This is a genomic window from Alphaproteobacteria bacterium, from assembly GCA_015231795.1.
GTDB lineage: Bacteria > Pseudomonadota > Alphaproteobacteria > Rhodospirillales > WMHbin7 > WMHbin7.
The window spans coordinates 680924-706204 of the sequence record JADGAX010000002.1 but is presented as its reverse complement, the minus strand read 5'-3'; the positions used below and the strand labels follow the sequence as shown (position 1 = coordinate 706204).

Annotated in this window: 24 protein-coding genes and 1 riboswitch; of the genes, 13 read left to right on the top strand and 11 right to left on the bottom strand. The window is 61.2% G+C overall.

Annotation, left to right across the window (positions count from 1 at the left end; genetic code table 11):
* Positions 1–9 precede the first annotated feature (9 nt).
* Together HQL44_07580 and thiC are read right to left on the bottom strand one after the other, a co-directional pair.
* Positions 10–978, bottom strand: coding sequence for a LysM peptidoglycan-binding domain-containing protein (locus tag HQL44_07580; GenBank protein ID MBF0268438.1), 969 nt, complete (start codon positions 976–978; stop codon positions 10–12).
* A gap of 79 nt (positions 979–1057) precedes the next feature.
* Positions 1058–2815, bottom strand: a complete 1758-nt coding sequence (gene thiC / locus HQL44_07575; GenBank protein ID MBF0268437.1) for a phosphomethylpyrimidine synthase ThiC — start codon at positions 2813–2815, stop codon at positions 1058–1060.
* Positions 2816–2861: 46 nt separating this feature from the next.
* A riboswitch (TPP riboswitch) is annotated at positions 2862–2970 on the bottom strand.
* Between the two features lie 100 nt (positions 2971–3070).
* Between thiC and HQL44_07570 the strand changes: the two genes are divergently transcribed.
* Positions 3071–3730 carry a cytochrome b/b6 domain-containing protein gene (locus HQL44_07570; protein MBF0268436.1) on the top strand — a complete coding sequence of 220 codons (660 nt, stop codon included), beginning with the start codon at positions 3071–3073 and terminating at the stop codon, positions 3728–3730.
* Here the strand turns inward: HQL44_07570 and tsaB are convergent.
* The gene (tsaB, locus tag HQL44_07565; protein ID MBF0268435.1) at positions 3716–4384 is read right to left on the bottom strand and encodes a tRNA (adenosine(37)-N6)-threonylcarbamoyltransferase complex dimerization subunit type 1 TsaB; all 669 of its coding nucleotides are present in this window, start codon (positions 4382–4384) and stop codon (positions 3716–3718) included. The genes HQL44_07570 and tsaB overlap by 15 nt on opposite strands.
* 48 nt (positions 4385–4432) lie before the next feature.
* On the opposite strand from tsaB, the gene ddpX reads away from it, so the two are divergent.
* Positions 4433–4990: a D-alanyl-D-alanine dipeptidase gene (gene ddpX, locus HQL44_07560; GenBank protein MBF0268434.1), complete on the top strand. Its 558-nt coding sequence runs from the start codon at positions 4433–4435 to the stop codon at positions 4988–4990.
* 9 nt (positions 4991–4999) lie between these two features.
* On the opposite strand, the gene HQL44_07555 is transcribed toward ddpX, so the two are convergent.
* Positions 5000–5731, bottom strand: a complete 732-nt coding sequence (locus HQL44_07555; protein MBF0268433.1) for a hypothetical protein — start codon at positions 5729–5731, stop codon at positions 5000–5002.
* The gene (locus HQL44_07550; GenBank protein ID MBF0268432.1) at positions 5685–6215 is read right to left on the bottom strand and encodes a DUF488 domain-containing protein; all 531 of its coding nucleotides are present in this window, start codon (positions 6213–6215) and stop codon (positions 5685–5687) included. The genes HQL44_07555 and HQL44_07550 overlap by 47 nt, the downstream gene beginning before the upstream one ends.
* A gap of 233 nt (positions 6216–6448) precedes the next feature.
* Between HQL44_07550 and rimP the strand changes: the two genes are divergently transcribed.
* The 11 genes from rimP (at position 6449) to HQL44_07495 (ending at position 18466) form a co-directional block, all read left to right on the top strand.
* On the top strand, positions 6449–6973 hold the full coding sequence (gene rimP, locus HQL44_07545; protein ID MBF0268431.1) for a ribosome maturation factor RimP: 525 nt from the start codon (positions 6449–6451) through the stop codon (positions 6971–6973).
* Positions 6974–6977: 4 nt separating this feature from the next.
* A complete protein-coding gene (gene nusA, locus HQL44_07540) occupies positions 6978–8492 on the top strand; it encodes a transcription termination/antitermination protein NusA (GenBank protein ID MBF0268430.1) in 1515 nt (504 codons plus the stop codon).
* A 13-nt stretch (positions 8493–8505) separates the two neighbouring features.
* Positions 8506–9147 carry an RNA-binding protein gene (locus HQL44_07535; protein ID MBF0268429.1) on the top strand — a complete coding sequence of 214 codons (642 nt, stop codon included), beginning with the start codon at positions 8506–8508 and terminating at the stop codon, positions 9145–9147.
* Positions 9144–11723: a translation initiation factor IF-2 gene (gene infB / locus HQL44_07530; GenBank protein MBF0268428.1), complete on the top strand. Its 2580-nt coding sequence runs from the start codon at positions 9144–9146 to the stop codon at positions 11721–11723. Before HQL44_07535 ends, infB begins: the two co-directional genes overlap by 4 nt.
* Positions 11724–11758: 35 nt before the next feature.
* Positions 11759–12187, top strand: coding sequence for a 30S ribosome-binding factor RbfA (gene rbfA, locus HQL44_07525; protein ID MBF0268427.1), 429 nt, complete (start codon positions 11759–11761; stop codon positions 12185–12187).
* Complete coding sequence (gene truB / locus HQL44_07520; protein ID MBF0268426.1) at positions 12177–13100, top strand: tRNA pseudouridine(55) synthase TruB; 924 nt, start codon at positions 12177–12179, stop codon at positions 13098–13100. Before rbfA ends, truB begins: the two co-directional genes overlap by 11 nt.
* A gap of 16 nt (positions 13101–13116) precedes the next feature.
* A complete protein-coding gene (rpsO, locus tag HQL44_07515) occupies positions 13117–13386 on the top strand; it encodes a 30S ribosomal protein S15 (protein MBF0268425.1) in 270 nt (89 codons plus the stop codon).
* A 170-nt stretch (positions 13387–13556) separates the two neighbouring features.
* Entirely contained in the window at positions 13557–15677 is a 2121-nt protein-coding gene (gene pnp, locus HQL44_07510; GenBank protein ID MBF0268424.1) for a polyribonucleotide nucleotidyltransferase, read from the top strand.
* 5 nt (positions 15678–15682) lie between these two features.
* The gene (locus HQL44_07505; protein ID MBF0268423.1) at positions 15683–16420 is read left to right on the top strand and encodes a glycerophosphoryl diester phosphodiesterase; all 738 of its coding nucleotides are present in this window, start codon (positions 15683–15685) and stop codon (positions 16418–16420) included.
* Positions 16421–16499: 79 nt separating this feature from the next.
* Positions 16500–17873 carry a nitronate monooxygenase gene (locus HQL44_07500; GenBank protein MBF0268422.1) on the top strand — a complete coding sequence of 458 codons (1374 nt, stop codon included), beginning with the start codon at positions 16500–16502 and terminating at the stop codon, positions 17871–17873.
* A 182-nt stretch (positions 17874–18055) separates the two neighbouring features.
* Positions 18056–18466 (top strand): transcriptional repressor, encoded by a 411-nt coding sequence (locus HQL44_07495; GenBank protein MBF0268421.1) that lies wholly within the window; start codon positions 18056–18058, stop codon positions 18464–18466.
* A 146-nt stretch (positions 18467–18612) separates the two neighbouring features.
* Here HQL44_07495 and purU read toward each other — a convergent pair whose 3' ends face one another.
* The 6 genes from purU to HQL44_07465 form a co-directional block, all read right to left on the bottom strand.
* Positions 18613–19491 (bottom strand): formyltetrahydrofolate deformylase, encoded by an 879-nt coding sequence (gene purU / locus HQL44_07490; protein MBF0268420.1) that lies wholly within the window; start codon positions 19489–19491, stop codon positions 18613–18615.
* A 15-nt stretch (positions 19492–19506) separates the two neighbouring features.
* Positions 19507–20820 carry a type III glutamate--ammonia ligase gene (gene glnT / locus HQL44_07485; protein ID MBF0268419.1) on the bottom strand — a complete coding sequence of 438 codons (1314 nt, stop codon included), beginning with the start codon at positions 20818–20820 and terminating at the stop codon, positions 19507–19509.
* Between the two features lie 101 nt (positions 20821–20921).
* Positions 20922–21608, bottom strand: coding sequence for a helix-turn-helix transcriptional regulator (locus HQL44_07480; protein ID MBF0268418.1), 687 nt, complete (start codon positions 21606–21608; stop codon positions 20922–20924).
* Positions 21556–22173: a sarcosine oxidase gene (locus HQL44_07475; protein ID MBF0268417.1), complete on the bottom strand. Its 618-nt coding sequence runs from the start codon at positions 22171–22173 to the stop codon at positions 21556–21558. The genes HQL44_07480 and HQL44_07475 overlap by 53 nt, the downstream gene beginning before the upstream one ends.
* Entirely contained in the window at positions 22174–25026 is a 2853-nt protein-coding gene (locus HQL44_07470) for a (2Fe-2S)-binding protein (GenBank protein MBF0268416.1), read from the bottom strand.
* A complete protein-coding gene (locus HQL44_07465; protein ID MBF0268415.1) occupies positions 25023–25280 on the bottom strand; it encodes a sarcosine oxidase subunit delta in 258 nt (85 codons plus the stop codon). Before HQL44_07465 ends, HQL44_07470 begins: the two co-directional genes overlap by 4 nt.
* Position 25281 lies beyond the last annotated feature (1 nt).

Genomic DNA, 25281 nt, shown 5'->3' with positions numbered 1-25281 from the left:
CAAGCGGCGTCAAGGCCAGCCGGGCAGGAACAGGATCTGTCCGGGAACCAAGGAACTGGGCGTGCGCAACTGGTTCTTGTTGACCTCATAGATGGCCTTGGCCGCCGCCTTGTCGCCATAAACTTCCAAGGCGATTTTCTCCAGCGTCTGACCCGACTTCACCTGCCACACATTGGGCCTAGCGAAATCCTCCATCAGCTCTTCGCGCATATAGGGCAGTTCGATGCGCGCCTGAACGCGACCCTCGACGCCCAATTCGTCGGCCCTGAAGACATGCATCTTGCTGTCGGCCACCGCCAGCGGATTCTTCAGCGCCCAGCGGCCCTTGGCGTCGGCTTCGACCCGGCCCAGCAGCCGGTTGTCGAGGAAGATTTGCAGCGTGCCCTTGGGCGTCGCCTGTCCGGAAAGCGCCAGATGGCCCGATTTCTCGTCCTCGATCAGGTCCATCGACAGATTGCCGCGTCCGGGTTCCCCTCCGCCTTGCGATCCCGCCCCATCGTCGCGCGTCGGCACGACCATCTCGGCCTGGACGGCGGATTCGAGAACAACGCCCTTGGACGTGGTGGCGGAGAGCTTCAAATGGCGCTTGCCGGGAGAAAGCGGTTCGCGGGGAATGAAGACCCATTCTCCCCGATTGTCGGCCATGACCTTGCCCACCACCTTCTCGCCGTCCAGGATCGTGACTTCCGCCCCCGGCGAGGCGCGTCCGGCGATCAGCGTGTCGCCCTTGGGATTGATGCGCACCACATCGAACACCGGCGGCTGGTCCGGGCCGCTGGGTTGCGCCTCGCCCTGCTGGCCCGCCGGTCTGGCCTGGCTGGGTTCCAAAGGCGTCGGCGGCTTCAGGAATTGGGGCGAATCCGCCATGCCTGGAATTTGCGGCGCGGGTTCGTCGTTCGGCCCCCAGAACAGGGCCAGCACGACGGCGGCCACGGTTCCGGCCAATCCAAACAGGGCGATGAGAAGAGGGCGCTTCACTTGATTGGGGGCACTACGTAGGAAAGACAGGGGGCGAAGATAGCCCCCCCGATCCGCAAGAGCAAGAGATGCGTGGCGGTTATGCCTTTTGGTACAGTTCGCCGCCCTGTTGGTTGAATTTCTCAGCCATCTCGTTCAGGCCCTGCCCCGCCAGCTCCTTCAATTCGTGGCTCATCTGCATCGAGCAGAATTTGGGACCGCACATCGAGCAGAAATGCGCCTTTTCCGCCCCTTCGCCGGGCAGGGTCTCGTCGTGGAAGGATTGGGCGGTCTCGGAATCCAAAGCCAAGCGGAACTGATCCTTCCAGCGGAAGGAGAAACGCGCCCGGCTCATGGCGTCGTCGCGCAATCTGGCTCCCGGATGGCCCTTGGCGATGTCGGCGGCATGGGCGGCGATCTTATAGGCCATAACGCCCGCCTTGACGTCGGCGCGGTCGGGCAGGCCCAGATGTTCCTTGGGCGTCACGTAGCACAGCATGGCCGTACCCATCCAGCCGATCATGGCCGCCCCGATGGCGCTGGCGAAATGATCGTGCCCGGCCCCGATGTCGGTGACCAGCGGACCCAGCGTGTAGAAAGGCGCCTCGTGGCACAGCTTCAACTGCAAATCCATGTTTTCCTTGATCTTGTGCATGGGCACATGGCCCGGCCCCTCGATCATCACCTGCACGTCTTTGGCCCATGCCTTTTTGGCCAGTTCGCCCAGGGTTTCCAACTCGGCGAATTGAGCTTCGTCATTGGCGTCGACCAAGGAACCGGGACGCAAACCGTCGCCCAGACTGACGCCGATGTCGTAGGCCCTTAGGATGTCGCAGATTTCGTCGAAACGTTCGTACAAGAAATTCTCTTTGTGGTGCGACAGGCACCATTTGGCCATCGTGGCGCCGCCACGCGAGACGATGCCGGTCACCCGCTTGGCGGTCAACGGCACATGTTTCAAACGCAATCCGGCATGGATGGTGACGTAATCGACGCCCTGTTCGGCCTGCTCGATCAGCGTGTCCCTGAAGATTTCGAAGGTCAGGTCCTGGGCCTTGCCGTTCACCTTCTCCAGCGCCTGATAGATCGGCACCGTGCCAATGGGAACCGGCGAATTTCGCAAGATCCATTCGCGGATCTGGTGGATGCCCTTGCCGGTCGAGAGATCCATCACCGTGTCGCCGCCCCAGCGGATGGCCCAGACCAGCTTTTCCACCTCGTCGGCGACCGAACTGGTGATGATCGAATTGCCGATATTGGCGTTGATCTTGACCAGGAAATTGCGCCCGATGATCATCGGCTCGGCTTCGGGATGGTTGACGTTGGCCGGGATGATGGCGCGGCCCTTGGCGATTTCATCACGCACGAATTCGGGCGTCACTAGGTCGGGCAGCACGGCCCCTTGCGGATCTCCGTCGAAGCGTTGGGTAAGCGCCTTGCGCCCCTCATTCTCGCGGGCCGCCACATAGATCATTTCCGGCGTCACGATCCCCGCCCTGGCATAGGCAAGCTGAGTGGGGGCCAAGCCTGGCTTGGCCTTCAGCACCGGGCGGCTTTGGCGGTCGAAGACCGGCATCGTGCCTTCGGGTGCTGGCACCGGATGCGGCGTCACCGCTTCCACGTCGCCGCGCGCCATGATCCAGGCTTGCCGGATGGGCGCCAAACCCTTGGTGATGTCGATGCGGGCGTCGGGATCGGAATAGGGACCCGACGTGTCGTAGGTCAGCAAAGATTCGCCATTCTCGAGATCGATACGCCGGTGAGGAACCCTGATGCCGCCCTCAAGCGTCTCATAGTCCTTGACCGAACCGGCCAGCGGGCCGGTGGTGACGGAAAAAGGCTTGTCGATGGCGTTCATGGCGGCACTCCCGAAGTTGACGGTCCGGGCGGCTTGCGGGCATTGAGGGGCGGAGGACATCCGATCCCTTCGCCGGCATGACCCGGATCAGGTTCGAAGGGTTCTTGCCAGTTTTGGCAAATCTCAGTCCAACCAGGACTCCCCTTGGATGGGCAGAATGTGGCACCGGGGCGGGCCAACGTCAACCATTGGCGCAGTGGGGACATTCCCTCATGGCATTTGACGCGCCAACCCATTGTTGTTTATCTCTTGCACATGACGCAAAACGCCGAACGCAAAGTGAAAGTCAGGGTCTGGGATCTGCCGACCCGCCTGTTCCATTGGATATTGGCCGTCTTGGTGGTGGCGAGCTTCATAAGCGGTCAGATGGGGCCGATGCATCTGCACCAAACCTCGGGCTTGGCCGTTTTGTCGCTGCTCCTGTTCCGCCTGGTCTGGGGTTTTGTGGGCGGCACTCATGCCCGCTTCGCCGATTTCGTGAAGGGGCCAGGAACAGCCATCGCCTATTTGAAGGGGCGTTTCCTGGCCATCGGCCATAATCCCTTGGGCGGGCTGATGGTGCTGGCCCTGTTGGCCGCACTGCTGGCCCAGGTGGGGCTGGGCCTGTTCGCCAATGACGACATTTCCTACGACGCGCCGCTGTCGAAATTCATCAGCAAGGACGCCAGCGACGCCGCCACCGGCTGGCACGCCCTGTTGGTCAAGGGAATCCTGGGTCTGGTGGCGCTGCATGTCGGCGCGGCCCTGTTCTATCTGGTCGCCAAGAAGGACAATCTGATCCAGGCCATGATCACGGGATGGAAGGCCTTGCCAGCCAGCCTGTCCGCTCACAGCGCCAAAATGGGCCACCCGTTGCTGGCCGCCGCCATCCTGGCCCTGACGGGCGCGCTGTCTTTTGGCCTATTGCTTCTTTGACAAGGTGACATCCGGGTCGCGCAGATAGACCGGCTGGGGCGGCAGAACGGGCTTGCCCGCTTGCAGCCGGTCCCAAACGGCCATGCCCACCCACTGCGCATCGACGCATGTTTCGGCGCAAAATTGGGTCTCCGGGCGGTTCGCCAAAACGGGCTTCAGCCTTTCAGCCCCGTCGCCGACGATCAGCAAGGAACCCTGGGGAAGCCAGGACACGGCGGCTTCGGGAGTGGCGGCAAAGGATTCGCCCACCGGGTCAAGCGCCTGATCCAAAAGCTGCAGGAACAATTCGGCCCGCTTGGCATCCACCGCCGCCAGGATGCTGCGGCCTGTTCTGTCCTCGGGCGGCACGGCGCGGGCAAGTGATTCGAAACTGGTCACACCCGCAAAGCGCTTGCCCGTGGCCAGCACCAGACCGCGGGCGGCGGCCAGACCGATGCGCAAGCCGGTGAAGGAACCCGGCCCCACCGTGCAGGCGATAACGTCGGCGCCGGAACAAGTCAGCCCGGCCTCGGCCAGGGCCTCGGCGGCCAAGGGGATCAGGGCTTCGGCTTGGCCACGTTCAAGCCTTGCCAGCCGGTGCGCCGCAAGCCGCCCATCCAAGATGACGGCGGCGGAACAGGCGTGGCTGGAGGCATCGAGGGCAAGAATTTTCATAAGCCCGTGATATAAAGGAGCCGGTCTTCTTTATCCATATGGTGTTTCATGCCGCTGACCGATCTTTGCGCCTATGCCAGCGACGTCGATTTCGACATCGCCTATGCCACGCCCAACAATTTCACCGGCAAGCCGGTTTACGCCAGACCCGCCGCCTATCTGCTGACCGAGGCCCTGCCCTTGCTCGAGCGTGCCATCGGCCTAGCCCGCCCCCAAGGTTTTAGGCTGAAGATTTTCGACGCCTTTCGCCCCAGCGAGGCCCAATGGGTGCTGTGGAACCATACGCCGGACCCCGATTTCCTGGCCGATCCGCGCCGTGGCTCGGCCCATTCTCGGGGGGCGGCGCTGGATTTGACCCTGATCGACGCCGCATCGGGGCATGAATTGGACATGGGAACGCCCTTTGACGCCTTCACGCCCTTGTCGCACCACGCCAATTTGGACATATCGCCGGAAGCCCAGCGCAACCGCTTGATTTTTCTAGGCTTGATGAGCGCCGCCGGCTGGGATTTCTATAGCAAGGAATGGTGGCACTATCAGATGTTCGACCCCAAACGCTTCCCGGTGCTGGAAGACAAGGTTCTGGGGCTGGGGATGATGGGGTGAGCGCGAAAATTACAATCCAATTGATAATTGATGCGGCTCATCAAGGCGCAATACGCCCACTAGCAACCAAATATCCGGATACCGGGAGTGAACCCCCATACCGAAGGCCATCCCTTTGCTTGGGTACTCGTGCTCGAAAATTTTTTTCATCTTTTCGAGTGCAGCCTCTTTGCCATACTCCCTTTCAAACTTGAAAAAAGTCGCCGCTGTTTCCCAGTCATCGCATGTCGATTCGTGTGGTTTTCCCTTTTCGTCTTCATAATTGAATTTGAAAGCAAAAGGGCAAGGCTGTAATGCCGCTAAAGATTCATCGAAGAACGATTCCTGCCGCGCCGCCTCATGATAGGCCTGTCGCTCCTCAGAAATTTCCCTTTCTGTTTTTAGCTTCCATTTAAACCTGACTTTTTTGGGCCTGATAAGTGCAAGAGTTTGCCCTCGATCCGCCGCTACAGAAGTAGAGGCAACAAGCACTGGGGAAAGAAATGCTGCTCGTTCACCAGTGGGGACATTCTTGATAACCTTAATTGAGTCCACCTGAACCCGCCGACTTTCCGGTCTCTTATCATCTTTAGGAAAAATGTACTCGTATTCTATGATATCCCAACGACTAAATTTTTCTTGAAGCCGCCGAAAAGGGATTGGGAACTGACGCCTCCATTCTCCCTGCAGAGTCACACCTGCGCAGCAAACCGTCTCACCGTGCTTCTTGCCCGCATGGGGCAAGGCCTTGACGAGAACCACCACCCTTTCCTTTAGCTTTTTCCCGTGTAGCGGCAATGCCATTCTTTACCCCCAGATGCCTAATCTGGGCTGGAAGGGTATCACAAATTTTCTCTGCCACCAACTTACGGTGGCAAGCATCTGGGTCCCTCTCGTAGCACATTAAGCAAGCCCCGCCCCGATCCGTAATCTTGGCGGCTTCGCCAAGGTCACACTTTGCCGCAGGCGTCTTTAAATGCTTGGAAAATATTCTCAAAAATTCCTTGTAGTCATTTGCCTTTGCCGCCTCACGACCCTCTTTTGGATCGCCCAAACCCTTTAGGTGTACGTAATTGATGCCGACGCTCTCAAGCGCCCGAGAAAGTGCCGTCTTGGCAAAGCCAGGGCGACGAGAAATCGGAAGCTCCCTCACGTCAATCAGGGTCTGGATGTTTGCCAGCAACAAGGTTGCTATGAAATCTTCTAACGAAGCGCCTTCATAGCCGATGGTGGAAACTTCCGGCATTTCTGTTCTCTCCTCACTACACTCAGTGTCTGCAAATCAAATTAAACACAAGTTAATGAATCCGACAGCACACATGGGAAGTCTCCGACCGTTTTTCACCTCTAATTGCCAATTGTGCAATCCTTTAAATCCACCTTGCCCAGCCCCCCCTTCCCTGCTATAACCCTGCCATATTCCATAGCTCATCTGATGGATGAGAGTTGTTGGGGTGGGCCACTGGCCCGCCTTTTTTTATGCTTCAAGAACCAGGACCGGCATTGAGTACCGAGGCGAGCATCGCGGCACTGATCGAAGAACCCATGAAGGGCATGGGTTACGAGCTGGTGCGCGTGCAAATTTCGGGGGCCGCCAACCGGGCGACGCTTCAGGTGATGGCCGAGCGCCTTGACGGCGTCGCCATGGCCATCGAGGACTGCACGGAAATCAGCCGGGCGCTGTCGCCGATCCTGGACGTGGCCGATCCGATCGCGGGCGCCTATGCGCTGGAGGTCAGTTCGCCCGGCATCGACCGACCGCTGGTGCGGCCCAAGGATTTCGAACGCTGGTCCGGTTTCGAGGCCAAGATGGAAACAAAGGCGCCCGTCGAGGGCCGCAAACGCTTCAAGGGCCTGCTGATGGGCCTGGATGGGGACGAGGTGTTGATCCGAGACGAATCGGGCGCGGATTATCGCGTTCCCATCTCGGCTCTCGCCAAGGCCAAACTGGTGCTTAACGACGCTTTGATCAAACACGCCATGCAACAACAAGGACAGTTGTAACCTCATGGAACGCATTGCCGCCCTGCCCCGCCCTGAACTGCTTCAAGTGGCCGACGCCGTCGCCCGCGACAAGAACATCGACCGCGAAGAAGTCTTGATGGCCATGGAACAGGCCATCCAGAAAGCCGGACGTTCGAAATACGGTCACGAGCACGACATCCGCGCCCATATCGACCGCAAGACCGGCGAAATTCAGCTGGCCCGCGCCATCGAGGTGGCGGAGACCATCGAGAACGAAGCCACGCAATGCACGCTGGCCCAGGCCAGGCGCAAGAAGCCCGACGCGGAAATCGGCGAATTTCTGATCGATCCGTTGCCGCCCATCGATTTCGGCAGAATCGCTGCGCAAACCGCCAAGCAGGTGATCGTGCAGCGCGTGCGCGACGCCGAGCGCGAGCGCCAGTTCAACGAATACAAGGACCGCATCGGCGACATTTCGAACGGTCTGGTCAAGCGCGTCGAGTTCGGCAATGTGGTGGTCGATCTGGGCCGCGCCGAAGGCCTGTTGCGCCGCGACGAACTGATCCCGCGCGAAAATTTCCGCGTCGGCGACCGGGTGCGCGCCTATATCGTCGACGTGCGCAAGGAAGTGCGCGGCCCGCAGATTTTCCTGTCGCGCACCGCTCCTCAGTTCATGAGCAAGCTGTTCGGCCAGGAAGTGCCGGAAATCTACGACGGCATCATCGAAATCAAGTCAGTGGCCCGCGATCCGGGATCCAGGGCCAAGATCGCCGTCATCTCCAACGATCACGGCATCGACCCCGTCGGCGCCTGCGTCGGCATGAAGGGATCGCGCGTGCAAGCCGTGGTGGCCGAGTTGCAAGGCGAGAAGATCGACATCATTCCCTGGTCGCAAGACCCCGCCACCTTCGTGGTGAACGCCCTGGCTCCGGCCGAGGTCGCCAAGGTGGTGCTGGACGAGGAACAGAACCGCATCGAAGTGGTGGTGCCCGACGATCAGCTTTCGCTGGCCATCGGCAGGCGCGGCCAGAACGTGCGTCTGGCCAGTCAGTTGACCGGCTGGGACATCGACATCCTGACCGAGGCCGAAGAGTCCGAACGTCGCCAGGAAGAGTTCCGCACCCGCTCGCAGTTGTTCATCGACGCGCTCGACGTCGATGACGTGCTGGCGCATCTGCTGGTCACCGAGGGTTTCTCGACGGTCGAGGAAATCGCCTTTGTCGAACTGGACGAGCTGGCCTCGATCGAAGGCTTCGACGAAAGCGTGGCCGAGGAATTGCAAAACCGCGCCAAGGGTTTCTTGGAAGCCCGCGACGCCAAGTTCGACGAAGAGCGCAAGGGCATGGGCGTGGCCGACGAAGTGGCCGCCATCGAGGGCGTGACGCCCGGCATGCTGGTGGCCCTGGGCGCCAAGGGCGTGAAATCGCTCGACGATCTGGCCGATCTGGCCAGCGACGAACTGGTCGAAATCGTGGGTGCCGAGGCCTTGAGCGAAGACGATGCGAACGCCATCATCATGAAGGCCAGGGCGCACTGGTTCGAAGACGAGGCGAAGTAACCGGAGACGCCGGGTGGACGAAGCGCAAGATCCGGCCCTGCCGGAAGAACCGACCAAGGGACCGTTGCGCCGCTGTCTGGGTACCGGGCGCATCCGACCCAAGGAAGAGATGATACGCTTCGTCGTCGGGCCTGAAGATGAGTTGACGCCCGATCTGGCGGCCAAGCTGCCGGGCCGGGGATTGTGGTTGAGCGCCGAACGGGATGTGGTAAATACGGCCCTGAAGAAGGGTCTGTTCGCCAAGGCCGCCCGGCGCAAGCTGGTTGTGCCGCCCGATCTGGTCCAGCGGCTCGAGCTTTTGTTGCGCCGCCGCTGCCTGGACATGCTGGGCATGGCGCGCCGGGCAAGTCTGGTGGTGGCGGGTTTCGACCAGGTGAAGGAGGCGCTGACCAAAGGTCAGGTGCGGCTTCGCCTGGAAGCCAGCGACGGAGCGCCCGACGGGCGACGCAAGCTGGCGGGCAAGGCCCCGGAACCGGTCTTGGAGTGGATGCTTTTTTCCGCGGCCGAGCTGGGACAGGCTTTGGGCCGCGAACAGATGGTGCATGTGGCTGTATTGCCTGGCGGATTGGCAAAACGGCTGTTGATTGAATTAAATCGCCTGAACGCCCTGATGGGCTTGCAGGCCGAGCGGTCAGGTGGACAGGAAGCGAAATGACGGATACGAACGATCAGGACGGCGGCAAACTGCGCTTGAGGCCCAAGCTGGAGCTGAAGAAGACCGTCGAGGCGGGCCAGATTCGCCAGAGCTTCTCGCATGGCCGCTCGAAGGCCGTGGCGGTCGAAGTGCGCAAGAAGCGCACGATCGGCCAGGGCGGCGCCCCCGTTCCCGAAGTCATGGAAGCAGCGCCCCAGGTGCAGGCGGCCCCGGTGGCCCCGGCCCCTGTGCCGCCCGCGCCGATTCCAGCGCCCGAACCCGCCCCGCATCATCAACTGACCGATGACGAAAAGCAGCATCGTCTGCACGCCCTTCAGGCGGCCCGCAAGGCCGAGGAAGAGAACAAGCGCCTAGCTCAGATCAGGGCCGAGGAAGAGGCCAAGCGCGCCGAAGAGGAGCGCATCCGCCTGTCCTTGTTGCCGCCCGAGCCGGAACCGGCGCCCGTGCAGGAAGAAGCCCTGCCGCCCGCTTCGGAACCGGCCCCCGCCGCCAAGTCCGAGACGCCTGCCGCCAAGCAGCCCGCATCCACCGAACCCGCCCGGGTTCCCAAGCCCGCCGGCCACGGCCAGGAAGTTGACGAGGACGACGAGAGCAGCGAGAAGCGCAGGCCCGGTCGCGGCGGCGCTCCCGCCCATAAGGCGCCAGCCCCCGCCAAGTCGCGCATGGAACCCAAGCGCAGGCCCGGCAAGCTGACGGTTTCAGCCGCTCTTGACGAAGAAGATCGCGGCGAGCGCGGGCGCAGCATGGCCGCCGTCAAGCGCGCCCGCGAGCGCGAGCGCCTCAAGCAGTTGGAGGCCCAAAAGGCCGCCGAGAAGATGAGCCGCGAAGTGGTGATTCCCGAAACCATCAATGTTCAGGAATTGGCCAACCGCATGGCGACGCGCGGCGCCGAAGTCATCAAGACCCTGATGCGCATGGGCGTCATGGCCACCATCAATCAGGTGATCGACGCCGACACCGCCGAACTGGTGGTTTCGGAATTCGGCCATACCGCCAAGCGCGTGTCCGACGCCGACGTCGAAATCGGCCTGACCGGCTTTGAAGACACCGAAGCCCATCTGGTCCGTCGCCCGCCGGTCGTCACTGTTATGGGCCATGTCGATCACGGCAAGACCTCGCTTTTGGACGCGCTGCGCGAAACCGACGTGGTGTCGGGCGAAGCGGGCGGCATCACCCAGCATATCGGCGCCTATCAGGTGACGATGAAGGGCGGCCAGAAGATCACCTTCATCGACACGCCGGGCCACGAAGCCTTTACCGCCATGCGCGCCCGCGGCGCCGCCGTCACCGACGTTGTGGTGCTGGTGGTGGCCGCCGACGACGGCATCATGCCGCAGACGGTGGAAGCCATCCGCCACGCCAAGGCGGCCAAGGTGCCCATCGTGGTCGCGGTCAACAAGATCGACAAGCCCGACGCCAATCCTGACCGCGTGCGCCAGGAACTGCTGCAGCACGAGATCGTGGTCGAGGAAATGGGCGGCGAAGTGCTGGCCATCAACGTTTCGGCCAAGAAGCGCATGAATCTCGAAAAGCTCGAGGAAGCCATCCTGCTGCAGGCTGAAATTCTCGACCTCAAGGCCAATCCCGACCGTGCCGCCCAGGGCGTGGTGGTTGAAGCCAAGATGGAAAAGGGCCGTGGCGCCGTCGCCACCGTGCTGGTCCAGAAGGGCAGCCTGAAGGTGGGCGACATTTTCGTTTCCGGCACCGAATGGGGCCGCGTGCGCGCCATGGCCGACGATCACGGCAAGAAGATCGACGTGGCCGGTCCCGCCGCGCCGGTCGAGGTGCTGGGCTTGAACGGCGTGCCTCAGGCGGGCGACGACTTCATCGTGGTCGAGAACGAAAACCGCGCCCGCGAAGTGGCCGGTTACCGCGAAAGAAAGCAGCGCGAGGCCCGTCAGGTGGCTTCGGCGCGCGGCACGCTGGAACAGATGTTCGAGCGCATCCAGGCAGGCGAGGTCAAGGAACTGCCGGTCGTCATCAAGGGCGACGTGCAAGGATCGGTGGAAGCCATCAACGGCACGTTGGCCAAGATCGGCACCGACATGGTCAAGATCCGCGTGCTGCATTCGGCGGTCGGCGGCATCAACGAGTCCGACGTCACGCTGGCCCGCGCTTCCAGCGCCCTGATCGTCGGCTTCAACGTGCGCGCCAACCCGCAGGCCCGCGACATCGCCAGACGCGACGGCGTTGACATCCGCTATTACTCGATCATCTACGACGTCGCCGAAGACATGAAGAAGGCGCTGACCGGCATGCTGGCCCCCACGGTCAAGGAAAAGTTCCTGGGCTACGCCGAAATCCGCGACGTCTTCAACATCACCAAGGTCGGCAAGGTGGCCGGTTGCCGCATCACCGAGGGCGTGGTCAAGCGCGGCTCGAAGGTGCGCTTGCTGCGTGACAACGTGGTCATTCACGAGGGCGCTCTCAGCCAGCTCAAGCGTTTCAAGGACGACGTCAAGGAAGTCCAGGAAGGCTACGAGTGCGGCATGTCGTTGGAAAATTACAACGACATCCAGAAGGGCGACGTCATCGAATGTTTCGAAATGGAGGAGATCGCGGCCACGCTTGATTAAGCAAGGCTGCGTTCCCTTTTTTTCCGGTAGTGCTCATGGCCCGATCTCATTCAGCCCCCAGATCAAGCGGCCCGTCGCAGCGCCAGTTGCGCGTGGGCGAAGCGCTTAGGCACGCGCTGGCCTGGGTGCTGGAACGCGCCGATTTTCGCGATCCCGACCTGCAGGGCGTCGCCCTGACCGTAACCGAAATCCGCATGACGCCCGACCTCAAGCACGCCACCGCCTATGTCATGCCGCTCGGCGGAGCCAAAGCACCTGAAGCCATCGAGGGATTGAACCGGGCGGCGGGGTATCTGCGCCATGAAGTGGCCAAGCAGGTTCCGTTGAAATTCCTGCCCGACTACCGCTTCGAGTTGGACACCTCATTCGACGAGGGAGCCAGGATCGACGCTCTTCTGAACAGCCCCGAAGTGAAGCGCGACATCAAGCCGGAAAGCGGCGAGGACCCCGAAGATGGGGCGTAGGAAGGGCCAGCCCATTCATGGCTGGCTGATCATCGACAAGCCGATCGGCATCACCTCGACCCAGGTCGTCGCCAAGGTGCGCAGGGTTCTGGGCGCCGCCAAGGCAGGACATGGCGGAACGCTGGATCCGCTGGCCTCGGGCATTTTGCCCATAGCACTTGGCGAAGCCACCAAGACCGTGGCCTATGCCATGGACGGCGACAAGACCTATCATTTCAGGGTGCGTTTCGGCATCGCCCGCTCGACCGACGATGGCGAGGGCGAGATTACCGCCACCTCGGACCACCGCCCCTCGGCCCCCGAGATCGAAGCCCTGCTGCCCAGCTTCATCGGCGAGGTGTCGCAAACTCCCCCCATCTATTCCGCCATCAAGATCGAAGGCAAGCGGGCCTATGACCTCGCCCGCGACCAGCAACCCGTTGACATGAAACCAAGAATCGTTCGCATCGACGCGCTGCGCCTCTTGGGCCAGCCCGACCCCGATCATGCGGATTTCGAGGCGTCCTGCGGCAAAGGCACCTATATGCGGGCTTTGGCGCGCGATCTCGCCCTAGCCCTGGGCACGGTCGGCCACATCGTCCGCCTTCGGCGCATGCGGGTGGGGGCCTTTGGCGAGAAAGATGCGATTTCCCTGGAAAAACTGGACGAACTCGGACATAGTGCCGCCGCCTCGGAGCATCTGCTGCCCGTAGAGACCGTGCTGGACGACATCCCGGCACTGGCCCTTGGGGAAGCGGAAGCCCAACGCCTCAAAAGCGGGCAAACCGTCTCTCTTCTGAGATTGGCTGCCCGCATGCCTCTGGATGCCATTCCCTTGGACTCTATCGTCCGGGTGATGGCCGAAGGAAAGCTGGTGGCGCTGGCACGGACGGAGAATGGAGAAATCGTTCCCTTCCGCGTTTTCAACCTCTAATTCTTAGGAGAAACCGATGTCGATTACGCAAGAGCGCAAGACCGCGCTGATTGCCGAATTTGCTACCGGCAGCGCCGATACTGGTTCGCCCGAAGTGCAGGTGGCCGTTCTGACGGAACGCATCCGCAATCTCACCGAGCATCTGAAGGACCACAAGAAGGATTTCCATTCCCGGCGCGGGCTTCTGATCATGGTTGGTCAGCGCCGCCGTCTGCTTGATTACCTCAAGCGCAAGGACGTGGGCCGTTACGACACGCTGATCCAGCGTCTCGGCATCCGCAAATAAGCCGGTTGTCTTGAAAACGGATTTTTGGGCTAGAAGGCAAGACCCATTCGGCACCAGCAAGCCGGGCAAAGGCCCGGCTTGCTTTGTCGCGTCCATATCCAGGGGATATCGGGCGTTGCCCGCATGAGTTCCGCAATCCGGCGGCGCTCTCATATAAAGGAACTGAACGCATGTTCGACGTTTACCGCAAGGAACTGACCTGGGGCGGACGCAAGCTGGTCATGGAGACCGGCAGGATCGCCCGTCAGGCCAATGGCGCCGTTCTGGTGACCTATGGCGAAACCACCGTGCTGGCGACCGTTGTCGCCATGAAGACCGCCCGTCCGGGCATCGATTTCTTCCCGCTGACCGTGAATTACCAGGAAAAGGCGTTTGCCGCCGGCAAGATTCCGGGCGGCTTCTTCAAGCGCGAGGGTCGTCCCTCCGAAAAAGAGACCCTGGTGTCGCGCCTGATCGACCGTCCGATCCGTCCGCTCTTCGCCGATGGCTTTCGCAATGAAACCCAGGTCGTCTGCACCGTGCTGTCGCACGATCTGGAAAACGATCCCGACATCGTTTCCCTGGTTGCCGCCTCGGCGGCGCTGACCATTTCCGGCGTGCCCTTCATGGGTCCGGTCGGCGGTGCGCGCGTCGGCTTCATCGATGGCGAATATGTCCTCAATCCGCTGCAGGGCGATCTGCCCCGCTCGACCCTGGATCTGGTTGTCGCCGGCACCAAGGAAGGCGTGCTGATGGTCGAATCGGAAGCCAAGGAATTGAGCGAAGAGATCATGCTGGGCGCCGTTTCCTTCGGCCATAAGAACTTCCAGCCGGTGATCGAAGCCATCATCGGCCTAGCCGAGAAATGCGCCAAGGAACCCTGGGACATTCCCACCGAGGCCCCGGAAACCGCAGCGGCGCGCGTGCGCGTCAAGGCGGTGGCCGAAGCCGACCTGCGCGCCGCCTACACGGAAACGGTCAAGCAGGCCCGCTATGCCAAGGTTGGCGCCGTCAAGGAAAAGACGATGGCGCAGTTGACCGAGGAAGGCATCGACGGCGGCATGATTTCCGGCCTGTTCAAGGATCTGGAAGCCGACATCGTGCGCAACGCGATCTTGGACACCGGCAAGCGCATCGACGGACGCGACACCAAGACGGTGCGTCCCATCGACTGCCAAGTGGGCTTCCTGCCCCGCGCCCACGGTTCGGCCCTGTTCACCCGCGGCGAGACCCAGGCCATGGTGGTCACCACGTTGGGCACCGGCCAGGACGAGCAGATCATCGACGCGCTGGAAGGCGAATACCGCGAGAACTTCATGCTGCATTACAACTTCCCTCCCTACTCGGTGGGCGAAGTCGGCCGCATGGGCAGCCCGGGCCGTCGTGAAGTCGGCCATGGCAAGCTGGCTTGGCGCGCCATCCATCCCTTGCTGCCCAGCAAGGAATCCTTCCCCTACACCATGCGCGTCGTTTCGGAGATCACCGAATCGAACGGCTCGTCTTCGATGGCGACCGTTTGCGGCTCGTCGCTGGCCCTGATGGACTCGGGCGTTCCGATGCCCAGGCCGGTGGCTGGCATCGCCATGGGTCTGATCAAGGAAGAGGGCCGCTTCGCGGTTCTTACCGACATCCTGGGCGACGAAGATCACCTGGGCGACATGGACTTCAAGGTGGCCGGTACCGATCAGGGCATCACCGCGCTGCAGATGGACATCAAGATCACCTCGATCACCGAGGAGATCATGAAAATCGCTTTGGGCCAGGCCAAGGATGGGCGCATGCACATCCTGGGCGAAATGGGCAAGGCGCTGACCAGCGGACGCCAGGAAGTCAGCCGCAACGCGCCCCGCATCACCACCTTCCAGATCCCCAAGGAAAAGATCCGCGAAGTGATCGGTTCGGGCGGCAAGGTGATCCGTGAAATCTGCGAGGTTTCCGGCGCCAAGGTCGATATCGACGACACCGGCACCATCAAGGTGGCCGCCGTCGACAGCGAAGCCGCCGAGATCGCCATCAACATGATCCGCGGCATCGTTGCCGAACCCGAGATGGGCGTCGTCTATCCCGGCAAGGTCGTCAAAACCATGGACTTCGGCGCCTTCGTGAACTTCCTGGGTTCGAAGGACGGTCTGGTTCACATTTCGGAACTGGCCGCTTCGCGCGTCGCCAAGACCACCGACGTGGTCAAGGTAGGCGATGCGGTGAAGGTCAAGGTCATTGGCTTCGACGAACGCGGCAAGGTCAAGCTGTCGATGAAGCAGGTCGACCAAGCCACCGGAGAGGACATCTCCGGCAAGAAGACCGAAGAGTAAGACCATTGTCGAACAGCCCTCTATGGCCGCGCCTGATCGGTCATAGAGGCGCTGCGCGCTGGGCGCCAGAGAATACTCTGGCGTCTTTTTTTTGCGCGGCCGATCTGGGAGCGGCGTGGGTCGAGTTGGATGTCAGGCTGTCCAAGGACGGCGTGCCCGTGGTTTTTCACGACGCCACGCTGGAACGCACCACCAACGGCCTGGGGCGCGTTCAGGAACATCGCCTCGACGAATTGAAAAGTCTGGATGCGGGCAGTTGGTTTTCGCGCCGCTTCAAGGACGAACCCATCCCGACCCTTGAGGAAGCCCTGACCACCATCGCCAGCCTTGGCATGGGCGTGAATATCGAGATCAAGCCCGATCCGGAAAATGGGCGCGAAACCGCCCGCTTGGCGCTGGCGACGGCCAAGCGCGTTTGGCCGGAATCTGCCCCCTTGCCCCTGATTTCGAGCTTCGACGACCAAGCCCTGGACGAAGCCTGCCGCCTAGCCGATGGCTGGCCGTTGGGTTATCTGGCCCAACGATTCGAGAGCAGGCATTTGGAACGGGCCCTTGCCCTGAAGGCCAGCACCTTCAATCTGGCGGCGCAGGAATTGCGCAAAGAGCGGATCGACGCCCTTCACGGGGCAGGAATGCGGGTTTTTACCTATACGGTCAACAGGTTGACCCAGGCTCAACGGCTGTTTCGGATGGGGGTGGACACGATTTTCACCGACGATCCGAAAATCCTCGCCCCAGGCTAGCCAGAAGCTCGCAGGGGGGCTATATGTACGGGGTTCCATCGGGGAGTATGTGGCCGTGAAGGCATTGAATTCCATTCGCATGTCCGGGCGCGATGTTCTGCCCTTGATCGAGGGCGGCAAAGGTGTGGCCGTCAGCACCGGGATCACCACCGGCGCTTGGGCGAAGTGCGGCGGCATCGGCACTTTTTCCGGCGTCAATGCCGACGCCTTTGACAGCCAGGGCAATCTTCTTCCCCAGACCTATCACGGTAAGACAAGACGCGAGCGTTTCGAGGAACTGGTGGCTTACGGCATCAGGGGCGGAATCTATCAGGCCAAGGTCGCCCACGACTTGTCGGGTGGCAAGGGCGCCATCCACGTCAATGTGCTTTGGGAAATGGGCGGCGCCGAACGCGTTCTGATCGGCATTCTGGAAGGGGCCAAGGGGTTGATCCAGGGCGTGACCTGCGGCGCGGGCATGCCTTACCGGGTGGCCGAGATCGCGGCGCGTTACAATGTTTATTACTATCCCATCGTTTCGTCGGCCCGCGCCTTCAAGGCGCTGTGGAAGCGCGCCTATCACAAAACCCCCGACCTTTTGGGCGGTGTGGTCTATGAGGACCCCTGGCTGGCGGGCGGCCATAACGGCCTGTCCAACAGCGAGGATCCGTTGGTGCCCCAGGCACCCTATGCCCGCGTTGCGGAATTGCGCGCCACCATGAACGAGGCTGGGCTGAACGAAGTGCCCATCATCATGGCGGGCGGCGTCTGGTGGCTGTCGGAATGGGAAGACTGGCTGGACAATCCGGAAATCGGCCCGGTGGCTTTCCAATTCGGCACGCGGCCCATGCTGACCCAGGAATCCCCCATTCCCCAGGCATGGAAGAAGCGCCTGACCGAGCTGAAACCCGGCGACGTTCTGCTGCACCGATTCAGCCCCACCGGCTTCTATTCTTCGGCCATCAAGAACCCGTTCCTGGCCGAACTGGTCGAGCGGTCGGACCGCCAAGTGCTTTTCACCGCCGAGCCGATCGGCGATCACACCGAAACCTTCGCCGTCGGCGCCAGCGGGCGAATGGTCTATCTGACGCCGCATGACAAGGGTCGCGCCCAGGAATGGACCGCCCAGGGGTTCAGCGAGGCGCTGCGCACCCCTGATTCGACCATAATTTTCGTGGCTCCCGACAAGTCCGAGGAAATTCGCGCCGACCAGATCGCCTGCATGGGCTGCCTGTCGGGCTGTTCCTTCTCGAATTGGTCGCAGAACGAAGAAGGCAATACCGGACGGCGCGCCGATCCGCGCTCGTTCTGCATTCAGAAGACGCTGCAGAACGTGGCACATGGCAAGGATATCGAGCGGGAGTTGATGTTTGCCGGGCACAACGCCTATCGTTTCGCCCAGGACCCCTTCTATGCGAATGGCTTCGTGCCGACGATCAAGCAGTTGATGGAGAGAATTTTAACCGGATTCTAAACTGGAAATCCCAACTAGGGCTTTGACTTTAGTAAAGAATCTCCAATTCACAGGGATTTATTTTCTATTCTTTATAATTTACGTGACATGTTTCGACGTCCGTGCCATCATCCCGTCATAAACTGCCCTTCCGCCAATTGACGTGAAGGCACTGCGCTCCACGATAAGCACGAGACCAAGCCATGAACGCACGCCCTTACAGCCTTGCCATGGACCGCCTGCGCGGTGCCGGACTTCGCCCCACCCGCCAGCGTCTGGCTTTGGCGAAATTGCTGTTCGAGAATGGTCACCGCCATGTAACGGCGGAACAGCTTCATAGCGAGGCCATGCAGGCCAACATCCGCGTTTCGCTGGCCACCGTCTACAACACGCTGCACCAGTTCACCGACGTCGCCCTGCTGCGCGAAATCGTCGCCGATTCGGGCCGTTCGTATTTCGACACCAACACCTCGGACCATCATCATTTCTATTACGAGCGTCAGGGCCGCCTGGAAGACGTGATGGGCGAAGGCATCAAGCTGGAGCATCTGCCGGTGCCGCCCGACGGCACGCGCATCCGTCGCGTCGATGTGGTGATCCGTCTGGCAGATTGATTATGATCGGGCAAAAGTCCCTCAGCTTCGCTTCGGTGTACTTTTACCCGTTTCCGTCCGGCCAAACTCTCGCTTGAAGCGGTTCCGCGCTCGAGTTTGAGTTTTGTGAAAAGATGAAAAAGCGCCCTGGCCAATCCAGGGCGTTTTTATTTGAAGATCACCGTTTTCACGCCGTTCATCAGCACGCGATGCTCGATGTGATAGCCGACGGCGCGGGCCAGGACGCGGCTTTCGATGTCGCGCCCGATGGCGGCCAAAGTGTCGGGCGTCATGGCGTGATCGACCCGCTCGACTTCCTGCTCGATGATCGGTCCTTCGTCGAGATCGGTGGTCACGTAATGCGCCGTGGCGCCGATGATCTTGACGCCCCTGGCATGCGCCTGATGATAGGGCCTGGCCCCCTTAAAGCTGGGCAGGAACGAATGATGGATGTTGATGCAGCGCCCGGAAAGGCTTTTGCACATGTTCTCGGACAAAACCTGCATATAGCGCGCCAGCACGACCAGATCGATCTGCATGCGATCGACCATTTCCAGAATCTGCGCTTCCTGGGCGGGCTTGCTGGCGGCGTCGACCGGCAGATGGTGATAGGGAATGCCGTGCCATTCGACCAGGCGTTCCAGATCGCGGTGGTTTGAGACCACCGCCGGAATGTCCATCTTCAACTGGCCGGTGCGATAGCGATACAGCAGATCGTTCAGACAGTGGTCGAACTTCGAGACCAGCAGCAGAACGCGCGGCTTGTAGCCCGCCTCGAAGATGCGCCACTCCATGCCGAACCTCGACCCCACTTGCGAGGCGAAATCAGCCTCGATCTTTTCGATGGGCGGCAGATCGGGATGGTCTTGAAACACCGTGCGCATGAAAAAGCGCTGGGTGACGGGATCGCCGAAATGCGACGATTCCTCGATGAAGGCGCCGAAGCCGGACAGAAAGCCCGCCACAGAAGCCACGATCCCCACGGCGTCAGGGCAGGAAATGGTCAGGATGTAGCGCTGCGGGGCAGCGCCTTGGCTTTTGCTCATGAGCGGTTTCCGGTTCTAGCAGTCAAGCGTGTGTTGACGTTCCCAATCCGTCGCATGCTGCATGAAGCCGTTCCATTCGGCCATCTTCAGCTTGACGTAGCTGTCGATGAAATCCGAACCGAAGGCTTCGCGCAGCACCTTCGACTTGTCGAGATTACGCAGCGCGTCCAAAAGGTTCAAGGGCAGCTTCTTGACGTTCTTAAGGCTTTCGCCTTGCGTATACATATCGATATCCAGCCGCTTGCCGGGATCGCGCTGCTTGGCCATGCCATCCAGCCCCGCGGCCAGGATCGCCGCCGGACCCAGATAGGGGTTCATGGCCCCGTCGGGCAGGCGGACTTCGAAACGTCCGGCGTCGGGGATGCGCACCATGTGGGTGCGGTTGTTGCCGGTATGGGTGACGGAGCTGGGCGACCAGGTCGAACCCGACAGCGTGACCGGCGCGTTGATGCGCTTGAAGCTGTTGATGGTGGGATTGGTGAAGGCGCAAAAAGCGTCCGCCGAATGCAGCACGCCGCCCAGAAATTCATAGGCCAGGGCCGACATGCCCAGCTCGCCCTTGCTGTCGGAGAAGGCGTTTTTCTTGCCAGCCCACAGCGACAGATGAATGTGACAGCCATTGCCGGTCAGATGGTTGAAGGGCTTGGGCATGAAGCTGGCGCGGTAGCCGTGCTTCTCGGCCAGGGCCTTGGCCATGTATTTGAAGAAGACGTGGCGGTCGGCGGTCAGCAGCACATCATCATAGTCCCAGTTCATTTCGAACTGTCCGTTGGCGTCCTCGTGGTCGTTTTGATAGGGACCCCAGCCCAGCGTCTGCATGGCGTCGCAGATTTCGGTGATCACGTCATAGCGGCGCATCAAGGCTTGCTGGTCGTAACAGGGCTTGGCGGCCAGATCCTCAGGGTCGGAAATCGCCGTGCCGTCTTTGGCCAGCAAAAAGAACTCCGCCTCGACGCCGGTTTTCAAAACGAAGCCGCCCATTTCGGCCGCTTTGGCCTGCATTTTCTTCAGAAGATAGCGGGGCGATTGTTCCAGCGGCTTGCCATCCATGTACAAGTCGCTGGCCAACCAGCCCACTTCCGGCTTCCAGGGCAGTTGGATCAGGCTGGAAGGATCGGGCAGCGCGAACACGTCGGGATGGGCGGGATTGAGATCGAGATTCGAGGCGAATCCGGCAAAACCCGCCCCGTTCTTCTGCATGCCGCCGATGGCGGTTGCGGGGACCAGCTTGGCGCGAAGCGCGCCGAACAGATCGACATAGCTGATCAGGAAATATTTGATTCCCTTGTCCCTGGCCAGTTTGGCCAGATCGATGGTGACGCCCTTCATGACTTCCCCTCTGCCGCTGTTCGCAACACTCCGTTGGCGAGCATAGGCGAGGTTTTTCGGGCGATCAACCCATATTCAACAAATATTCTTCTTAGGAAACGTTATTCCGTTTTGCCGCGCGGATAGACGATCACCGACAGCAGGCGGATGGGCAGCTTTTGCAAAATCTCGGGGCCGTGCGGCGCGTCGGCATCGAAGAACAGGGAATCGCCCGCCTTCATGGGATAGAGCTTGGCGCCGTGGCGATAAGCCACCTCGCCGTCCAGGATATAGATGAACTCCTGGCCGGAATGCTGGAAGACGGGAAAGACGTCGGACTTTTCGGTCAGCGTGACCAGATAAGGTTCCAGCACGATGTCCTTGTTGCCGATGCTGTGGCCCAGAAGCTGATACTGATGCCCGGCCCTGGTGCCGCGCCGCTCGATGGCAAGGCCCTGTCCCGCCGCCACATAGGTGGCGTCGCGGCTTTCCTCGAACTTGCGAAAGAAGGAGGTGACGGGAACGTTCAACGCCCGCGACAGGCTTTGCAAAGTGGCCAGCGAGGGCGAGGTCATGCCGTTTTCGATCTTCGACAGCATGCCCGCCGACAGATCGGCCTGACGGGACAGATCGACCACCGTCATGCCCAGCTTGATCCGGTATTCGCGCACCTGACGGCCGATCGACGCTTCCAGCGAATTTTCCCTGGCCCCTTCGACGGCATGCGGGTCTTGATCGAGAATGGGCTGAAGGGCTTTATCCTTGCGCGTCGGTCTGGCCATGGCTCTCCTTTGCGAGCGCTTTTGCATCTACCGGCGCTCCATCGAATTCCAGCATGGCATCGCAAAGACAATCCCACAAGTATTGTGAGGTCGAGATGTCGCTAAGCAGGTGAAACCCCGCGCGGCCCTTGATCCGATCCGCGATCACGATGGCGTTCAGCCTTGCGACCGAGGTCTGGGCGATCCGCCCTTGGGCGAATTGATGCGTTCTCAGATCGACGCCGCAGATTTTTGCCATCATTTTAGGCGCGGCCTCGCCGCTGATGACGATCCAGGCATGGCTGTGCAAGCGAGGCAGGGGAAAGCACAGGGGGGCTGCCTCGAAACTCCAGGCGGATTCCAGGCCAGAATAATCGCCCAGCAGCAGAAACTCGCCCCAGGACAAACGGGCGACGATGCGCCCCTGGCTGTCCGTGACCGATTGATTGGGGTCTTGCGGCAAGGCCAAACCCTGGGCCGCCAGCCAGTCAGCCGTACCCGCCCCTTTGAAGCCCAGGCGAGGCTGCAAGCTGAAATCCGCCATCGCCAGGGCGGGCAAACCCTGCTGTCGAGGTTTGGGCGGGGCTATGAAACTTTGACGCCTGGGCTGCATCTACATCTCCTGGCGCTGGTTCTTGGGATCGAAGAACGGCGTTGGCGTCACGCGTGCATTCACCATCGCTCCGCCATCGACCCGAATTTGGAAGCGGCTGCCCAACGCAGCCTTGCCGGGCGGCACGAAGGCCAAACCGATCACGCGGCCAAGTGCGGGCGAGCGCGCCACCGACGTCACGCGCCCAGCGATCTCGCCATCCTCGATGACCAAATGGCATTCCTTGGGAACCGGCCCCAAGTCATTCTCAAGCTCGAAGCCAACCAGCTTGCGCGTGGGCGTTTTCTCAAGATGCGCCCTGATGGCCGCTTGGCCCATGAAGAAGGGCTTGTCCATCTTGACCGCCCAATCCATGCCGATTTCGAACGGATGGGTGAGCGCGTCGGAATCCTGGCCGATGATGATATGCCCCTTTTCAAGGCGCAAGATTCGCTGCGCCTCGACCCCGAAGGGCTTGATGCCGACTTCTTGCCCAGCCGCCATCAACGCATCCCAAAGCGCTTGGCCATACTGGGCAGGCACATGAATTTCATAGCCCAACTCGCCCACGAAACCGATGCGCAGGATGCGGGCCTCTATGCCCGCCACCAGGCCTTCGCGCACGCCCAGATAGGGCAGGGCATCCTTGGCTATGTCGATGTTTGTCCCGGCCTTGGCCAGAACCTCGCGCGCCCTGGGTCCGGCCAGATTGACCGCCGCATAGGCGCTGGTCACCTGGGCGATATCCACTTGCATGCGCCATTGCGCATTGTACCACTGCATCAGACGAAAGACGCGATCCACGCCCGAAGTGGTGGCGGTGACGTAGAAATGCTGGTCATGCAGACGCGCCGCCACGCCGTCATCGATCACCACGCCGGTCTGATCGCACATCAGCACATAGCGCGCACGCCCCACCGCCAGCTTGGCGTAGGACCAGGTGTAAAGCCGCTCAAGAAAAGCCGATGCGTCCGGGCCGCGCACATCCAACCCGCCCAGGGTAGAGACGTCGATCAGCCCGACGCTGTTGCGCACGGCCAGCACTTCGCTCTCGATGGCCTTTTCATCCTGGCCGTAATAGGCGGGGCGCATCCATGCGCCAGCGGGCATCATCACGGCGCCCAGTTCCAGATGGCGCTGGTGCATGGCGGTCAGGCGCACCGGCTCGAAACCGCGCCCGGCCAGATGGCCCAGCGTTTCGCCGCCCATCGGCGGGCGAATGGTGGAAGCGCCGATCTCGGCTGGGGTAACGCCTTTCTCTTTCGCCATCAAGCGCTGCACATGCGGCCAGAATAATTTTCCCTGCGAAGGCCCCATGCCCGATGTCGAATAGCGTTTCAGCAACTGGATATGGTCGTAGCCGTCCTGCATCGAAGCCAGGATGTCCTTGATCTGCACATCTTCATCCAGATCGACGAATTCCTTGCCCTTCGGATGCGCGAAGATTGGCCAGGGATGGGTAACGCCTTCGCAGTCGCGCATGGGGGCTGGGGAGATTTTAACTTCGTAACCGGCCTCCTTGGCGGCCAGAGCGCCTGCCCGCTTGCCGTCCTGTTGCGCAGCACTTAGGGCAAAACAGCCATTGACCGAGCCAGCGGCAAACACATGCGCAGGCAAGGATGTCGGCAAATCCATATTGGCCTGATGGGCGAATTTGGCCCCCGCATGCGACAACAGACCGGTGGCCGGGATGCGTCCCACGCAAACGGCCAGCAGGTCGCAATCGATGCGTTCGAAATCTGGGCCGCAACGACCCTCGCTTATGATCTGCGCCAAGCTGACGCCAGCCAGCCGATTGTTCTTCTCATGCGCCTCATAGGGCGTGAAACCTTGCAAAATGCGCAAGCCGCGCATCCCCGCCTCATGCGCAAAGGCTCCACTGTCGCGATGCTGGCGCAGATCGGCGATGGCCGCCACCTCGATTCCCGCCTCCAGCAAATCAAGCGCCACCGCATAACCCTCGTCATTGGCGGTGGCGACCACGGCGCGCTTGGCTGGTCGAACGCCCCACAGACGCATCATGCGCTGAACCGCCGACCCCAGCATCACGCCCGGCAGATCATTGTGGCGAAAGACCAGCGGCATCTGATAGCAGCCCGTCGCCGCCACCACCGATTTGGCGCGCAACTTGTAAAGCCGGTTGCCCTTGACGATTTCCAGCCAGTTGTCATCGAACAGCGCTTGGACGCTGGCTTGTTCCAACAGCGTGATGCGTGGCTCGCCCGCCAATTTTGCCATCGGCTCTGTATCGCCGCCCCTGGCCCAATTGAGCGAACCGCCGATCCGCTGATCTTCGTCGATGAGAATCACTTCGGCGCCAGCCTTGGCGGCTTCCAGAGCGGCGGCAAGGCCCGCCGGTCCGGCCCCGATCACGGCGACGTCGGCGAACAGATATTCCTTGTCGTAATAGGCGTGCCGGGCTTTCAAATCGACACGCCCCAATCCCGCCATATGGCGGATGACCGGCTCCCAGAATTTCCAGGCGATGCGCGGCGTGAAGAAGGTTTTGTAGTAAAAGCCCGCTGGCAACAGGCGCGACGCCTTTTCGACCAGCCGCCCCCAATCGCGCTTGAGACAGCCGAAATAATTGAGCGCCTTCACCTGAAGATGATCTTGAACCAACAAGCGGTCGGCGCTGAGATTGGGCTTCGATCCCGCCTGCACCAGCGTATTGGCATCCCAGCCAGCGGCCGAGTAGGAGCCACGCGGGCGATGATATTTGAACGATCTGCCGATCAGCGATTGTTCATTGGCCAGCAAGGCGCTGGCGACCGTATCGCCAGGATGCGCGGGGTAAGATTTGCCTTCGAACGAGAAGGAAAGCCGCGACTTGCGGTCGATCCATTTGCCCCAGGGGGTTGGCAGGCGCGTCATCGCAGCACCTCTTCTGGCTTGAAGGTGGCGATGATGCGATCGGTCGTCACGTCGCGCTCGGCGATGAACCAGTAGGAGGTGGGCACATGCAGCCACCATTCGCGCAAGATGCCGGGCTGGTTGGCGTGGTAGTAGACGTAATCGGCCCAGTCTTGCGACGGCGCTTCGGGGGCGGGCGTCGGCTTGACCTCGCCGCCATAGGCGAATTCCGAGATGTTTCTAGGGCCGTTCAACGGACAGTTCATGATTTTCATC

What these genes read in the sequence shown, in the direction of transcription:
- HQL44_07550 (MBF0268432.1), bottom strand. Translation starts at nt 6,215, where the DNA reads ATGCCGGAAGTTTCCACCATCGGCTATGAAGGCGCTTCGTTAGAAGAT.
- thiC (MBF0268437.1), bottom strand. Translation starts at nt 2,815, where the DNA reads ATGAACGCCATCGACAAGCCTTTTTCCGTCACCACCGGCCCGCTGGCC.
- HQL44_07480 (MBF0268418.1), bottom strand. Translation starts at nt 21,608, where the DNA reads ATGCAAAAGCGCTCGCAAAGGAGAGCCATGGCCAGACCGACGCGCAAG.
- infB (MBF0268428.1), top strand. Translation starts at nt 9,144, where the DNA reads ATGACGGATACGAACGATCAGGACGGCGGCAAACTGCGCTTGAGGCCC.
- HQL44_07570 (MBF0268436.1), top strand. Translation starts at nt 3,071, where the DNA reads ATGACGCAAAACGCCGAACGCAAAGTGAAAGTCAGGGTCTGGGATCTG.
- HQL44_07475 (MBF0268417.1), bottom strand. Translation starts at nt 22,173, where the DNA reads ATGCAGCCCAGGCGTCAAAGTTTCATAGCCCCGCCCAAACCTCGACAG.
- purU (MBF0268420.1), bottom strand. Translation starts at nt 19,491, where the DNA reads ATGAGCAAAAGCCAAGGCGCTGCCCCGCAGCGCTACATCCTGACCATT.
- HQL44_07465 (MBF0268415.1), bottom strand. Translation starts at nt 25,280, where the DNA reads ATGAAAATCATGAACTGTCCGTTGAACGGCCCTAGAAACATCTCGGAA.
- HQL44_07470 (MBF0268416.1), bottom strand. Translation starts at nt 25,026, where the DNA reads ATGACGCGCCTGCCAACCCCCTGGGGCAAATGGATCGACCGCAAGTCG.
- truB (MBF0268426.1), top strand. Translation starts at nt 12,177, where the DNA reads ATGGGGCGTAGGAAGGGCCAGCCCATTCATGGCTGGCTGATCATCGAC.
- rbfA (MBF0268427.1), top strand. Translation starts at nt 11,759, where the DNA reads ATGGCCCGATCTCATTCAGCCCCCAGATCAAGCGGCCCGTCGCAGCGC.
- HQL44_07500 (MBF0268422.1), top strand. Translation starts at nt 16,500, where the DNA reads ATGTCCGGGCGCGATGTTCTGCCCTTGATCGAGGGCGGCAAAGGTGTG.
- tsaB (MBF0268435.1), bottom strand. Translation starts at nt 4,384, where the DNA reads ATGAAAATTCTTGCCCTCGATGCCTCCAGCCACGCCTGTTCCGCCGCC.
- rimP (MBF0268431.1), top strand. Translation starts at nt 6,449, where the DNA reads ATGCTTCAAGAACCAGGACCGGCATTGAGTACCGAGGCGAGCATCGCG.
- rpsO (MBF0268425.1), top strand. Translation starts at nt 13,117, where the DNA reads ATGTCGATTACGCAAGAGCGCAAGACCGCGCTGATTGCCGAATTTGCT.
- ddpX (MBF0268434.1), top strand. Translation starts at nt 4,433, where the DNA reads ATGCCGCTGACCGATCTTTGCGCCTATGCCAGCGACGTCGATTTCGAC.
- HQL44_07495 (MBF0268421.1), top strand. Translation starts at nt 18,056, where the DNA reads ATGAACGCACGCCCTTACAGCCTTGCCATGGACCGCCTGCGCGGTGCC.
- glnT (MBF0268419.1), bottom strand. Translation starts at nt 20,820, where the DNA reads ATGAAGGGCGTCACCATCGATCTGGCCAAACTGGCCAGGGACAAGGGA.
- nusA (MBF0268430.1), top strand. Translation starts at nt 6,978, where the DNA reads ATGGAACGCATTGCCGCCCTGCCCCGCCCTGAACTGCTTCAAGTGGCC.
- pnp (MBF0268424.1), top strand. Translation starts at nt 13,557, where the DNA reads ATGTTCGACGTTTACCGCAAGGAACTGACCTGGGGCGGACGCAAGCTG.